Raw genomic sequence first — 14785 nt, forward strand, 5'->3', positions numbered from 1 at the left:
GATAATCTTTCATCTACGCTATATATTTCATATTAACAAATCCCTGATTGGCATTTAATTCACCTTTGATTTGTTTAACACGTGTATTTGTACCTTTTAACCACTGGGAAAAATTAAAAATGAATGGTTTTCGATTTCCTCCCAAAGCGAGCCACGTAATTTGTATTTTGGGTAAATAAAGTGCGGTATGCAAAGTGCCAGCCCAGGCCCCGTATTTCTCTGAAAAAACTCCTTTATCTGTATCATTTAACATGCGAAAAGCTTGATATGAATCAGACACATGTCTAGATTGTTGTTCCATTAAGGTATATCGATGGATAGAATCGTCCATGCGATAACGGTTTTCCTTTGTTAAATAAGTAAAATGGTTGGTACAAATATGAGCGTCATGTACAGCAATCTTTCGCGGAGAAGCCTCGACGACTTTTTTTCACCATGCTTATCTAATAGAACATAGCTAAAGGAATGTCGATGGGGAATTGCTTTTAATAAGGCAATTGCCTCCTTTACAATGGAACAGGATTCTAAAATAATTCGACCAATCATATTACAAAGAAAACGGTCAGCGGATTTTTTTCACTATAGAAAAGTATAAAATTTTAGGGTTTATAGTATAAGAAAAACTACAGCTTTCGCCATAAGGACTTGGCGACAAGCCAAGTTTCTCTAACGATTGATAAAATTATATCCCATTACTAAACCTTTTTCATTCATTCCATCCGTCCGACCCGTTATTTGCATCGTCGGCCCAATGGTAGCATAACCGTTGTCCGTCGGCTGATAGATCGCATAGCGACCTTCATAGGAAGCTGGGTCATTATCATAGTTTCGCACTAAATAATTTGTGGTTACATAAATGGAGCAACCTGATTGACCATATTCTACATAATAACCACCAAATTCCTGAATCGCTTCATTCAGAGTCATGTTTAAGGCATCTGCCAATCCTTTAAACTCATCCCAAATTCCAGGTGCAAACTGGTGTAATAGATTCTTAATAGTTTGATGATCAATAATGAAGTGACGTTCTTTTAACGAAGTCCATTGTTTTTTCCGATTAGCCATGATTGGTGAATGCTTTAATAGATTTCCTTGATATACACCGTAATCATAGTGATTCCCACGATACTGAATAATATCATTGTATACATGTTTCATGATAAAACTCCTTTTATGAGCGTAAAATAGAGGACATTTTAAAAAAGAAGTACAGCAGACTATATAAAGTTTAGGCTATTTAAACTAAAAAGCATATTAAAATGCATTATACTGCCTATCTAGGGGAAAACAGCTTTTTCAAGGAAATTGGAAAGCAATAGATAAGGAGGATTGAGCTGCTTTCATATACTAGGAGTAATGCCTTTTTAAAAATGTTAGCTGTCATTTGGTAAGTGACAGCTATTGAGCGAAGCATTGCAGTTTATTTTGTTTGCGTATCTTCTAGGAAAATATCTCTGTTTCACATGTGGCTCTCTTTTTTAAAACATAACTTCATCTAGTATAAGCGCTCTCTAACAAACTTCGATCTTCTTCCTGCGATAAATTAACATCGGTTCGAATCTAAAGAAAGGCCGACTAAAAAGTGGACTTGTTGCCTAGGCATCTGCAACCTCTGTTTTAAAGGCATGTTTTCTTTATCCCGATTGTAAAGAGCCGTATTTCTCGCCTTTGAAAAATCTGCTTATGATTTTGCGAACTCTATGAAAGAAATGGCTCCTAATTTTCCGATTCGTTTAGGCAACAGGACAAGTAAGACTACGACAGCGATACACCGCGATTTTTCAAGGACAAGAAAAGCTTCTTGAATAAACATCGCACGCAGAAAAAGTGCTTTCCTTTTCAAGGAGAAAACACGCTTGAATGAAGTATCTCTTATCTTCTAATAAAGTTCTCCGTTTGTACGCCGTTAGCCGAGCGTATGGCTTTTGATTATTTGAGCAGTTCTATATCTCTGCAACTCTACATCGGAACGCTGTTTGTTATGTTTATTTCGATTGTTTTATTTTTCTAACATAATCGATCTAGCCGCCATTTTCCGCAATTTCAAATATATCGTGTGTGTATTTATAATTTATTGACACCAAATTAACAAGAGTGTATTATAATGAAATAAATCTGACTATTTTTATAAGAAAGGGGTGTTTTTGGTGGCTAAAACTAATTTAATTAGAGAAGAAACAAATGCGGTTTCTAAAGAAACGGTAGATTTAAATAAACCACAGCAGACATTAGTGTTAGGTGGGTTAACGGTAACGGCAATTTTATTCGTGTATTTATTGACAACACAATCTATCATTCAACCATTGTTGCTTATTATTGGCACATTACTAGGATTTACACTGTTTCATGCTCGGTTTGGTTTTACCTCTGCGTTTAGAAGATTTATGTCAGTAGGAAATGGGCAAGCGCTGCGTTCTCATATGCTTATGTTGGCTGTTGCCGTTACTTTATTTGCCCCCATTCTAGCATACGGTTATTCTTTCTTTGGAACAGAAGTTAGCGGTTATGTTTCTCCTGTAGGAGTTAGCCTTATCGTAGGAGCTTTTATCTTTGGTGTTGGTATGCAGCTTGGGGGAGGATGCGCTTCGGGAACCTTGTATGCGGTTGGTGGGGGGCGCTCAGTTATGTTTATAACGCTTTTCTTCTTTATTATTGGTTCAACCATTGGAGCGAAACATCTTCCCTTTTGGACAAATGAACTTCCAAGTTTAGGGAAGATTTCTCTAGCAACTTCGACCGGATTAGGATATGGAGGTGCATGGGTATTATCCCTTGCTATTTTTGGGCTTATTGCGTGGCTTACCATCATCGTTGAAGGAAAAAAGAAAGCTCCTAAAATGGCTTCGTTACCTTCTGCACAAGGGTGGAGACGAATTTTTCGAGGTTCATGGCCATTATTTGCAGCAGCAATTGTATTAGCAGTTTTAAATGCACTTACGTTAATGACGCGTGGTACACCATGGGGAATCACTTCTGCATTTGCATTGTGGGGGTCTAAATTAGCACAACTATTCGGAGTCGATGTAACTAGCTGGGGATACTGGCAAGGAGAAAATGCTGAAATTTTACAAGCTTCGATATTTGCTGATTCTACCACTGTATTAAATTTTGGAGTTATCCTTGGTGCATTTATCGCTTCAGCACTAGGCGGACTATTTAAGTTTACGAGATTAAATGCTAAAAATGCAGCTGCATCAGTTATTGGCGGGCTGCTAATGGGATATGGGGCAAGGCTCGCCTTTGGTTGTAATATTGGTGCTTATTTTGGAGGAATTGCTTCATTTAGCTTACATGGATATATTTGGGGAATGTTGGCTTTAGCAGGCACATTTATTGCACTCTACCTTCGACCGATGTTTGGTTTGTCGGTTCCAAAATCAAAGGATTCATTTTGCTGATGAAACGTCGCCGAACAGAAGTAGATCTGGTTCGGCGATTTTTTAGTTATCTAGGGTATTCGTTTTTATCTAATGTATATCTATTTATCTTTTTGAAAGTAGCTTCGTCTAGCTATCACTCAAGCTGCAACAAACTTCGCTATTCTTCTAAGATAAGTCAACATGGGCTTCTTATGATGTTGTAAGAAAGGAAATCGTGAAGCCTGCTATCGGTTCAAACTATATTTTATATCCTCTATCCTTTATCTATCAGGATGTTCATGAACAGCTATTCGGGAATAACCATATTATTGCTTGACCCTTTCCTGAGCACTTTATTTTATGCGCAAAAGGGTTTTTCGCTTCAAAAAAGAAAGATGGCGGTGGAGGAAATCAATCCTGTCAAAATGTTATTAAAGTATGATTGATCTTTCGTTAAAGCAATACGCCGGAATTTTTTACAACTGGATTTATAGATGATCAACGCTTTGCTCATTGATGTTAAATAACATAAAGCAATCAAAAGCAGTATTGAAAGTAGTGTGGTTGAATGGTAGGGGGTCACTCTGAAACATCCTGCGTTTCTAAGAGAAATTTACGGTAATGTTCTTTAAAGTGTCTGGAGTTAAGTCATATTTTTTCAATTATCTGAATGTATCTTTCCTGAAATAGTTTATTTTTTATCCCACATCTAACTGGCAGTAAGACTCCCACCTCGAGGAGTAAGAGGGATCGAAGAAGTCTAGGTGGGAGATAACTACCAGTAAATGTCCGATTGGTTCAACTAACCATGAGTGGGGGATGAGAGAAAACCCCCTCTCATGGAAGTTTCACTTTATATTATTTACATCTGCTTCTTTTTCAATCCCGATTATATAGGGTTGTTTAACTTCCTTAACGATTTGTACTGCTACTGGCTGTTCCATCTCTTTTGTTGAAACTACGCCATCCTCGAACTTCGACTCGACAGAATGTGCTAGTCTAGTGTTGGTGTTGCAACAGGACGCCCCGTGCTTCTCCACTTTTTGAACACGTGTTAGTAATGTTATTGTGAGGAAGCTAAATGAAAATTATTCATAAATGTTTGATGATCCGTTAGATAACTACAATTTTTCAGAATAATTCACGAAGTTTTCATATGAATTTCGTTGATGTATTCGATTGCAAATGATATATTATGTTTTAAGGTGTTAAAAGATGTTACATGATGGGGGGGAAATCATGTTACCACTTGAAAGAAAGAAGCGAATAAAAAAGCTTATACTTGAAAGAAAGAATTTGCGTATATCCGATTTAAGTAAAGAGTTTGGTGTCTCGGAAATGACAATTCATCGCGATGTTAAAGCATTAGAGGAGGAAGGGGTTTTAACCAAGACTTTTGGTGGCATTTCATTAGTGGAAACGGATGCAAATGAACAGCAAAAGAACCATTGTACTTATTGTAGTCGAGCAATTAATGAAAAATTAGCCTATCGTTTAATTTTAATAAATAATAACATTGAAGTTACATGCTGTGCTCATTGTGGTTTACTTCGTCAACAGCAATTAGGAAATCAAGTCATACAAGCAATTTGTTCCGATTTTTTAAGACAAACAACAATAAGTGCTCCATTAGCGTGGTATGTGACAGATACTACTTTACATATGGGATGTTGTCATCCACAAATATTGACCTTTGAGTGGTGCGAACATGCAGAAAAATTTGTCAAAGGCTTTGGGGGAAAGATATATTCTTACGAAGATATTACAGAAGTTTTGCTGAAGAAAATGAGTGGAACGTTTCAATGTAAAAATCATGAATAAAAGGGGAATGGTTGTATCATGAAAAAATTATCATTACTAGTATCTATTTTGATTATTATGTTTTTGGCAGCTTGCGGCAATTCAGAAGGTAATGCTAAAAAAGGGGAAGATACAAAAGCAGGTGAAGAGGAATTAAAAGAACTAAAGGTGGATTTCGTAGTTCCAGAAACTGCAGAACCGGGGGAGACCGTTGAGTTAAAAGCAACTGTTACATATGGCGATGAGAAAGTAACCGATGCAAATGAAGTTGTTTTTGAAGTTTGGAAAAAAGATAAAAAAGATGACAGTACGAAAATAGATGGAAAGAATAATCAAGATGGAACCTATACAGCGGAAATGATGTTTGAAGAAGCTGGGATGTACGAAATGTATGCTCATACGACGGCTAGGGATCTTCACACCATGCCTAAAAAGGCAATAATAGTAGGTGAAGGGGAAGCTGTTGAAGGTCATGATAATACAGAAGGTTTTGCTCTCCATTTTATGGAACCAGAAAATGTTGTAGTAGGCAAAGAAACAGAATTGATGGTTCACTTGCAAATGGATGAGAAACCATTGCAAAAAGCTTCTGTTCAATATGAAGTAAACAAAGAAGGACAAGAAGATAAAGAAACGATCAAGGCGACGGAAGGTACAGCAGGAGAATATACAGGAACATACGTATTTTCTGAGTCTGGAACTTATCAATTAAAGATACAAGTTAAAGCGGATGATGGTATAAAAGAGCAAAAGGAATATGAAATCGTAGTAAAATAGTAACTTTGTAAAAACAGGATTGCTTCCAAATAGGCAATCCTGTTTAACGTTAGGGATAATTTAATAGATTGGTAAAGCTTTGTTGGAGGTAGTTAGGATGTTTGCGACGAAGCATAAGCAATATTAAGAGGCTCTGATGACTAACATGAAGATGGAATAAACTTTCTAGTAATTATGATTAGCCTCATTAACTGCCGGAGTTTTTTGATTTAAGATATAATAATTCAAACATAAACATAAATTTTATTTTCTATCGTTGACAAATTCAACGAGGTATATCATAAGAGAACGTGATAATATAGAGAACCTTGGTTTCATAATTTTATACAGAGAGGGCTTTAGAAATGGAATAATTTCGATAACAATGATAAATTCCTATACTTATATAGTACTTCACTATATTGGCAAAGAAAAAAGAAAGGTTTTTAAAACTATTTGCCATCTGTTTTCAAGTTAAAGTTTATCGTGTAGAACTGTATATAATGGTTTGATTTAATTATCCAGTTGTTCTCTGTAAATTAAACATTTGAATATCATTGCTTCTTTTAAATAGTATAGTATTTTGTACAGCTTATGGGAAAAGGAGGAAAAAATATTAACGCCATTGTTCACATGTAAAGGCATATTATACAAAATACAAACACGAAGAGGAGCATTATAAAATGCCCCTCAGTTGTGCTTTAAATAAATATGTTGTTTTATTATTTATCTGTCCTAGCAAGTTGAGTTTCTTTTTCTTCCTTATTAAATAGTGGTTGACTCAGGTCATAATCATCTGTCAAATGTGTTTTACCACTGATATTTTCTAACAGCTCTTTTATATCAATACCAGAGGATGCTTTAAGTGACTCTTGCAAACCTGCCATTAAATTAGTTGCATATCCTGAAACTTTATTCGCACCGCCGCCACTGTCACTTCCGCCTGTATCAACGACAGTAATCTTATCAATATTTGCCAGTGGATTTGCGATCTCCCTTGCATATTCTGGTAACATTTTTATAACCATATCTAAAATTGCGGCTTGACCGTATTGTTCAAAGGCTTCAGCAATCTTGCGTTTTGCTTCAGCTTCAGCTAATCCAGTTAGTCGGATAATATCCGCTTCTGATTCACCTTGAGCTCTTTGTGCTTCTGCTTTTGCAAGACCGTCTACGCGAACCCGTTCTGCTTCGGCTTTAGCTTCAGCTTCAATTCGATATTGATTAGCCTCCGCTTCTGCCATTTGCTTCATTTTATCTGCTACAGCTGCTTGCTCCACAGCATAACGATCTGCATCTGCCTTCTTTTTAACTTCTGAATCATACTGTCTTTCTCGTCTTAAAATTTCTTTTTCCTCTAATTCAATTTGCTTTTGCCGCTCAATAATTTTAATTTGCATTTCTTGTTCGGTAACATCTTGCTTTGCTCGTGCAGTTTCCAAATCATAGGCTTGGTCAGCACGCGCTTTGGCAATATCCTGTTCACGACGATACTCGGCAGTTTTTAATTGGTTTACTTTTTCTGCCTCTGCAATTTCAGTAGCTCGTTCTAGTTCTGCTTTCTTTGCTTCCTTAGCAGCCTCAGCTTGTTTAATTCTTGTTTCCTTATCTGCATCTGCGGTTGCAATATCGGCATCTCTTTTTACTTGAGCAATTCTAGGTTTACCTAAAGAGTCTAAGTAGCCATTTTTATCTTTAACATCTTTAATGGTAAATGAAACGATAACTAATCCCATTTTAGCCAAATCTTGAGAGGCAACCCGTTGTACCTCTTGAGAAAATTTATCTCGATTTTTGTATATTTCTTCAACCGTCATAGAGCCTAAAATGGAACGCAGATGACCTTCCAGGACTTCTTTTGCTTCAACTTCTAGGTCTTCCTTTGATTTTCCTAAAAACTGTTCTGCTGCAGTAGCGATCTCGCTAATTGAGCTGCCAATTTTTATGATGGCGGTTCCATCTGCCATTACCGGTACACCTTGTTCGGTATATACTTCAGGAGTAGTTACCTCTAATTTACTTGATAATAAGCTGATAGGTTCTGCTTGTTGAAATACTGGTAAAACAAATGTGCCTCCACCACGAATAATTTTAATTTTATTTCCTGATTCATCGACATGTACATTTTTTCCGCCTAGATAGCTTCCTGTAACAATTAACGCCTCGTCAGGTCCAGCAGTTCGGTATTTAGAAACAAAAACACCAATTAAAGCTAGTAATAAAAATACAACAATTCCAATAATAATCCAAAATCCTTCAAACATATGAATCCTCCTATACTTGCATTATTTATTAACAAACAATCCATGAAAAGAGAATGCTGTTGTTAACTGAATCGTCTTGCACCTAAGATGTGATATTATTTTTACTTCAATAGTTATAGAGATGTGAAGACAGTGAAGGGGAATAACGGCATCTCAATACTCTAGCTGTTCGAGCAGACAGGACAAGGAAAACGACGTCAGCGATACACCGCGGTTTTTCAAGGACAAGAAATCGATGGACGAAATCGATATATCGCAAAAATTGTTTTTTTCAAGGTCAGTGATGCATCGTGGTTTTTGAAGGACGTTATGCTTTTGTCCTTTGTTTCACCAAGCCTTGAATCAAATTTCACTTCATTGATCTAAATCGTTATTATATGGTTCAATGTAAAGAACCCCTTCTCTAGCTTCTAAAACCAAGACTTCTGTACCTTCAGCAATGGGCTGTTTATTAAAGGTTGTTGCTGGTTTCGAGATTCTTCCACTTTTACTCTCAATAACAACTTCTCCATATCCATCAGCAGGGACTGCAATAATGATTTTTCCGATCCGACCCGCTAATGAAGACTCGGTATACCCTAAGGATTGTTCAGCTGATGCTAAGGGTACAAGGACAAATACATGTAACAATATATCCAGAATAAGCGAAATTAGTGCTGAAATAATTATAATTAGTAAACTGGACAAGGTAGTCATTGTTTCCAATAAATAACCTGAAGCAGAGAAAAAAGTAATAAAAGCTAAAATAAGAATAGGGTTGGCAATTGGAAATATTTCACCAATACCTTCAAACATATCTCCGAAGAAAATGTAAAGAAGAATTAGCGCGCTAGCAATGGTTAACATATATAAGTAGATGGTTTCAATGGGAATTCCAAATATACTCATATGTATCACCCCCTCCATTAATTATTCTTCTGGAAGCATAGCACTGCAGTAAAACAGGGAATTAATTTAAAACTAATTTTTATATCCTGCTGAATGATGAAGTTGTTTAATAATCATACGAGTAAACCGTTATAAAAGTTTCAAAAAAAAGATTATTCTTGATTTTTTTACTAATGAAAAAGAACAAGGTTTCATCATAAGGGAGATGGAGAATATTTAGCTGAAAAATTCTCCATCTTTTTGTTTGTCGAAAAAGTCCGGTAAAAATGGCAAAAGCGAATCTCATCTGATTTAAATTAGATAAAATTTAGAGTGATGAAGTTATGATGACAATACGAGTACCGCAGGACGGCTTGTTTTTTTCTTAGCATGTCTTTATATCTTAAATTATGTGAGAAAAGCGACTCTAAAATGTTCATTCTTCGGTTGACCGGAAAGAGAAGCTCCGACAACAGGAATACACCGCATAAAGAAAAAGTGGATTTCTTTTTCAAGAACAAGTAAGACTTCTTGGCTAGGTATAAATGCAATGTTAACCTTCAAGGAGAAAAAATCACTCCCTACATGAATTTTTACTTTATATCTAACCTATACGTGGACTAACAGGTCTTCAGCGCAAAAGCTTCGGCTTCTTGATTGGCTTGATTCTTGGGCTCTGTATTCTACCCTTATCCTCAAAAAAGTTATCTGCAAGGTAGAAACGGATATAATTTCCTGACAAAGAAAAGACCTGATATTGTTTTATCTATCAGATCGTTACTATCACAGCTATTTTTTCTAGCATAGAGCAGCTTGAAAAAGTGCTACCGGCTAATTTTCTTTGTACTATAGGAAAGCATAAAATTTAAAGGTTTATCCCGCATGTAAGGTGCCGTAAGACTCCTGCTTCAAGAGCCTTTAGTTGATACAAAGGGTCAAAATGGGAGAAAACGGCACCTAAATGCCCGATTGGTTCAAGGGCTTTTAGGTCATACCCTTGTGGTACTAACATTCCGTGTAAAAAGCATTCCACGGAATGAAGTTTCATTTTATCGTATAAGAAAAACTACAGCTTTTGCTAAAGACTTAGCGACAAGCCAAGTTTTTCTAATTTACCTCTTTAGCATTCGAGTGATATTCGCTAATTACTTCAGCTAGCGCCCTTGATGTATTTTGCAGTTCTTCTTTATTATTATCGACACCACCAATTTCAATCAGAATTGATTTCTTAGATAAATCCTGATTGTATACTCCGTTTCCCTCTGATTTATCCTTTAAAAAGATGCCTCGACTAATTCCCGGATATTTTGCTTCTAAAGCTTGATTTAATTGCTCAACAAATGCTAGATTTTGTTTATAGTTTTTATGTTCGATACCGACGATGAAATATAATTTTGCATACGGCTTGTTATCGATAGTCGCGGTTGTAATATCTTTTCGTTGGGCATCGCGATGAATATCAATAAAGTATTGAATGTTTTTATTATTTGATATAGCCTGTTGAACAGTTTTTCGGGAGAAGTCATAGGAATCATAATAGTCGCCGCCCATAGCATGTAAACCTGCAGTAACATTGGTTGTATCATGGAACGTAGGTATACCCTGTTTTTCCAATTGTTGGCTCAGTAAAGATCCTACCATTACAATGTTTTTACTATTATTTGTACTAGAAGCATTAGAAGGTTTTTTTTGCTTATCCCCTAACAGTGGTAAAAATGCTTCCCAACTGTGACTATGGTAGATAAAAATAGTCGCCTCTTCTTGCTTGGTAGTTTGTTCTTCCGGTTTTTCTTCTTTCGTTTCTTCAGCATCCTCTTTTAACAGTTCTTCAAAATCAGGAGGAGGGGACTCGACTGGCATATGCTCGCTATGAGAGCTGGTTGCAGCTAATTGAATTGGAGAGATAGGGTTTTTTCCAGGAAGCTCTAAGTTTAACAAACTAGAGAAATTCCTTGGAGTTACACCTGCAGCTCCTTCAAGCAGTAACTTGGACCATTGTGGAACCTCCACTTCATTTGTTGCTAAGGCTGTTTCCAATTGCGGAACCTCAGTGCTCATCATTATAAATAGAGCATCGGTAAATATAGCCGATTTTGTTATTTTATTAATAATAGGGATCTCGAAAAAGTTAGCATGAATTCGAGGCATAGTTAAAAAAGTGATGATAAAAAAGAGGATGCTCATACTAATAAACATAGTTAGTAGTATTCGTTTCATAGTTAGTCAACCTTTCCTAGTCTTTCTACATTCTATGCAACATGTTATTTTTAATAGAACGAATATTTATGAAGTTAGTTAATTTACGGTTAAAAAATGTGATACAATGATTAATCCAGTCAGGTTATTTGAAATCTGCGGTCAAATGTATGTGTAAAGAAGGCGATTGAACCATCAAAGTTGAGTAGCAAGATACCGAAATCCGAGGAGAGGAGAGAAGATGTGTTAAGGCATATAAGTTATTTCATCATCTGTTTTTACATGATGGATGTCTTTTTAATGTAGCTTTGTATAGCGTATATGTTTAAGCACCTAGCCTTCCTACGATACTCCAGCACTCTCGCGTGTTGTGATTCATTCTCCAATTTGTACGCTGTTTACCGAGATCCTTCCTTTTTTGCTATAAAACTTTAGGCTTTATAATAAAAAAAACTACAGCTCTCGCTAAAGACTTGGCGACAAGCCAAGTTTTTCTAAAGAAACGGATATATTTCCAGTAGAGATTATTTTTATAATTGCAACTATCAGTCGTAAGTGGGAAAATCGACATACGATTAGAGCGCTTGGCTTTTTATGTTTTTGTTATAATATGTTGCTGTTATAGAAACCTCTCTTTTATCCTTGGAAAGAAACAAATGGTTGTCTCGTAAAATGTTACTTAATATTTGATAAATCAGATTAAAAACTCAATTTCGTAATAACTACTATTCTGGAGTAAGTTTGTTACAATAGAAGAAAATGTTACACAGGAGGTAACATCTTGGAGGTTAATCATAAAAAAGTATGGTCGTATAAATGGCGACGAATTGGTAATAGATTCGCTATTACACTCGGGTGTATTATTATCTTATTGATGATCGGCTTGCTGAGCTTCCGATGGGGCATTAATTATATTTGGTTGGATTCATTGCAGTTTGGCAGTATTTTTATCACGATTATAAAAAGTAAAATATTACTTGGTTTAATTGGTTTTTTTCTCTTTTTTATAAGTGCTTATTTCACGTTGGCATGGATTAGAAAAACATATCTTGCTTATTTTCATGATGAACGTTTACCAGCTTTGATAAATAATCATAAAAAGAGCAGATTGCTATTATTTGGAATTTCCTTTTTAGTCGGTACGGTCGGTAGTATGATTGTTCAGGGCATAGGTTGGGAGCCGCTGTTAAAGGCAATCCACCATTCGTCTTTTGGGATTTCCGACCCGTATTTTAAGATGGATCTATCATTCTATATGTTCATTTTACCGATGCTTGAGATTGGTATTTCCGTATTGCTAGGTTTAAGTCTTTTCTATCTTGTAATTGAAATAAGCTTTTATTCGTTTTTCCAGCTTTATCAAAAGAGTCGACTTGCCCAGCTTCATATGGGCATTACTTTAGCAATCATTGGTCTGCTTTTAGCAGTCTTACATACTATTCAGCCATTCCATACCTTATTAACAAATAAAGTAAATATGTTTCAGGAAAGCGTCGTTCATGGCTTAAGTTACACCGATAGATTCGTAAATATTCCCGCTGCTTATATCTTAGCTGGCGTGGCATTATTGGGGTCTATTTGGATGATTATCGAGCTTTATCGGAAAAGATATTATCGCATGATCTTTCCAATTGTTATGTACGTGATCTTTGTCATTACTGCCCAATTTGTTTCTGTAGGTGTGCAGCAATTTATCGTTTCGCCAAATGAATTTTCCAAGGAAGCCCCGTATTTAAAACATAACTTGAATTATACAAGAGCGGCGTATCAATTGGATGAGGTAAAAGAGAAGGAGCATCCTGCAAGCGAAACCCTTAATCAAGAGATGTTGACAAGAAATAAGCTGACGCTAGATAATGTAAGAATTAATGATTCGAGGCCGTTACTGGAGATTTATAATCAATTACAAACATTTAGGACATATTATCAGTTCCAGAATATAGATATTGATCGTTATATGATTGATGGAGCATACCAGCAAGTATTTATCGGTGCAAGGGAATTAAACACGGTTAAGCTTCCATCCCAAGCAAAAACGTGGGTAAATGAAAAGCTTCGTTATACACATGGTTATGGGATTGCAATGAGTCAGGTAAATAAAATAACGAAGCAAGGGCAACCGAAATATTTAGTGAAAAACATTCCACCAGAAGGAGCGCTTGACATAAACAAGCCGCAAATATATTTTGGGGAAGAAAATTATAATAATGTTATTGTAAATAGTAAAGTAGATGAATTTGACTATCCTTCAGGTGAGGAAAATATGTCTACTCGTTTTGAGGCGGATAGCGGAATATCGCTAACAGGATTAAAGCGGCTGTTATTTGCACTTAACGAAGGGTCTTTCCGTATGCTTATTTCTGACCAAATTAACAAGGATAGTCAATTATTAGATACTCGGAATATTATGGAGCGAGTAAGACGAATTGCACCCTTTTTTCAATATGATGATGATCCATATATTTTTGTACGGGAAGATGGAAGCCTTGCATGGCTGATTGATGCCTATGTTACAACAGATGGTTACCCATTTGCAGAGCCATATGCTGGCAAAAATAACTATATACGGAATTCGGTAAAAGTAGTAGTCGATGCTTATACAGGAAAGGTTAACTTTTATATTGCTGAAGCAGACGATCCTTTACTGAAAACATATGCCAATATTTTTCCAGAATTGTTTACAAAAGATATACCAGCTGATATTCGCTCTCATTTTCGCTACCCGGAAAAACTATTTACAATTCAGGCTAAAATGTATGGAACATATCATATGGAAAACCTTGAAGTATTTTATAACCGAGAAGATTATTGGGAGTTCCCTACAGAGAAATATTATAATGAAGATATTGAAATGGAACCTTACTATGTAACGATGAAGCTACCGGAATACGATAACGAAGAATTTATGCTAATTATGCCGTATACACCCAAAAAAAGACAAAATATGATTGCTTGGATGGGGGTTCGTAATGACGGAGATAATTACGGGGAAAAGGTTGTATACCGATTTCCAAAACAAAAGAATATTTATGGTCCACAGCAAATCGAAAATCGGATTAATCAAGATAGTAGAATATCCCAACAGTTGAACTTGTGGTCGCAAGGTGGATCAGAAGTAATTCGAGGTAATCTGTTAGCTATTCCAATTGAAGATACGATGTTATATGTGGAGCCAATCTATATTGAATCTGCCAACGAAACGTCTTTGCCTGAGGTAAAACAAATCGTCATGGCATATGGAGATCACATTGTAATGGAAGCTACCTTTGAAGAAGCATTAGATCAAATACTTCAATACATTGATCCAAAACGGGGAGCAGAAAAGGAAAACCATGAAAAAGATCCTAAAAAGCAAGAAGTAGAAGAAGAAAAGCTACCAAAAAGTGATTCAGAAAAGCTTCTACAAGAAATTGCGGGCATGTTTGAGGCATATCAAAAAGAGCTTTCTGCTGGAAATTGGGAAAAAGCTGCAAAAATAATGACAGAGATAGAAGCAAAATTAAAAAAAGTGCAATAGATGATTTTTCAAGCAGGTCGTAGTAA

General features: G+C 36.0%; 8 protein-coding genes and 1 pseudogene. 4 read left to right on the top strand and 5 right to left on the bottom strand.

Annotated elements, in window-relative coordinates:
• Nucleotides 1-13: 13 nt before the first annotated feature.
• Nucleotides 14-400: a carcinine hydrolase/isopenicillin-N N-acyltransferase family protein gene (locus tag JNUCC74_RS07180; RefSeq protein ID WP_454067854.1), complete on the bottom strand. Its 387-nt coding sequence runs from the start codon at nucleotides 398-400 to the stop codon at nucleotides 14-16.
• Nucleotides 352-1158: pseudogene (locus tag JNUCC74_RS07185) on the bottom strand (C45 family autoproteolytic acyltransferase/hydolase). The gene JNUCC74_RS07180 and the pseudogene JNUCC74_RS07185 overlap by 49 nt, the downstream one beginning before the upstream one ends.
• A gap of 989 nt (nucleotides 1159-2147) precedes the next feature.
• Between JNUCC74_RS07185 and JNUCC74_RS07190 the strand changes: the two are divergent.
• The 3 genes from JNUCC74_RS07190 to JNUCC74_RS07200 all read left to right on the top strand — a co-directional run bounded on the left by JNUCC74_RS07190 (nucleotide 2148) and on the right by JNUCC74_RS07200 (nucleotide 5936).
• Nucleotides 2148-3398, top strand: a complete 1251-nt coding sequence (locus tag JNUCC74_RS07190; protein ID WP_454067481.1) for a YeeE/YedE family protein — start codon at nucleotides 2148-2150, stop codon at nucleotides 3396-3398.
• Nucleotides 3399-4598: 1200 nt separating this feature from the next.
• Complete coding sequence (locus JNUCC74_RS07195) at nucleotides 4599-5180, top strand: DeoR family transcriptional regulator (protein ID WP_077320192.1); 582 nt, start codon at nucleotides 4599-4601, stop codon at nucleotides 5178-5180.
• Between the two features lie 18 nt (nucleotides 5181-5198).
• The gene (locus JNUCC74_RS07200; protein ID WP_454067482.1) at nucleotides 5199-5936 is read left to right on the top strand and encodes a FixH family protein; all 738 of its coding nucleotides are present in this window, start codon (nucleotides 5199-5201) and stop codon (nucleotides 5934-5936) included.
• Between the two features lie 701 nt (nucleotides 5937-6637).
• Here the strand turns inward: JNUCC74_RS07200 and JNUCC74_RS07205 are convergent.
• The 3 genes from JNUCC74_RS07205 to spoIIP form a co-directional block, all read right to left on the bottom strand.
• On the bottom strand, nucleotides 6638-8179 hold the full coding sequence (locus tag JNUCC74_RS07205) for a flotillin family protein (RefSeq protein ID WP_077320194.1): 1542 nt from the start codon (nucleotides 8177-8179) through the stop codon (nucleotides 6638-6640).
• A gap of 354 nt (nucleotides 8180-8533) precedes the next feature.
• The gene (locus JNUCC74_RS07210) at nucleotides 8534-9067 is read right to left on the bottom strand and encodes a hypothetical protein (protein WP_454067483.1); all 534 of its coding nucleotides are present in this window, start codon (nucleotides 9065-9067) and stop codon (nucleotides 8534-8536) included.
• 1086 nt (nucleotides 9068-10153) lie between these two features.
• Complete coding sequence (spoIIP, locus tag JNUCC74_RS07215; RefSeq protein ID WP_454067484.1) at nucleotides 10154-11263, bottom strand: stage II sporulation protein P; 1110 nt, start codon at nucleotides 11261-11263, stop codon at nucleotides 10154-10156.
• Nucleotides 11264-12023: 760 nt separating this feature from the next.
• Here spoIIP and JNUCC74_RS07220 point away from each other — a divergent pair.
• Nucleotides 12024-14759, top strand: a complete 2736-nt coding sequence (locus tag JNUCC74_RS07220; RefSeq protein WP_454067485.1) for a UPF0182 family membrane protein — start codon at nucleotides 12024-12026, stop codon at nucleotides 14757-14759.
• The last annotated feature ends 26 nt before the right edge of the window (nucleotides 14760-14785 follow it).

Source organism: Cerasibacillus sp. JNUCC 74, from assembly GCF_053667775.1.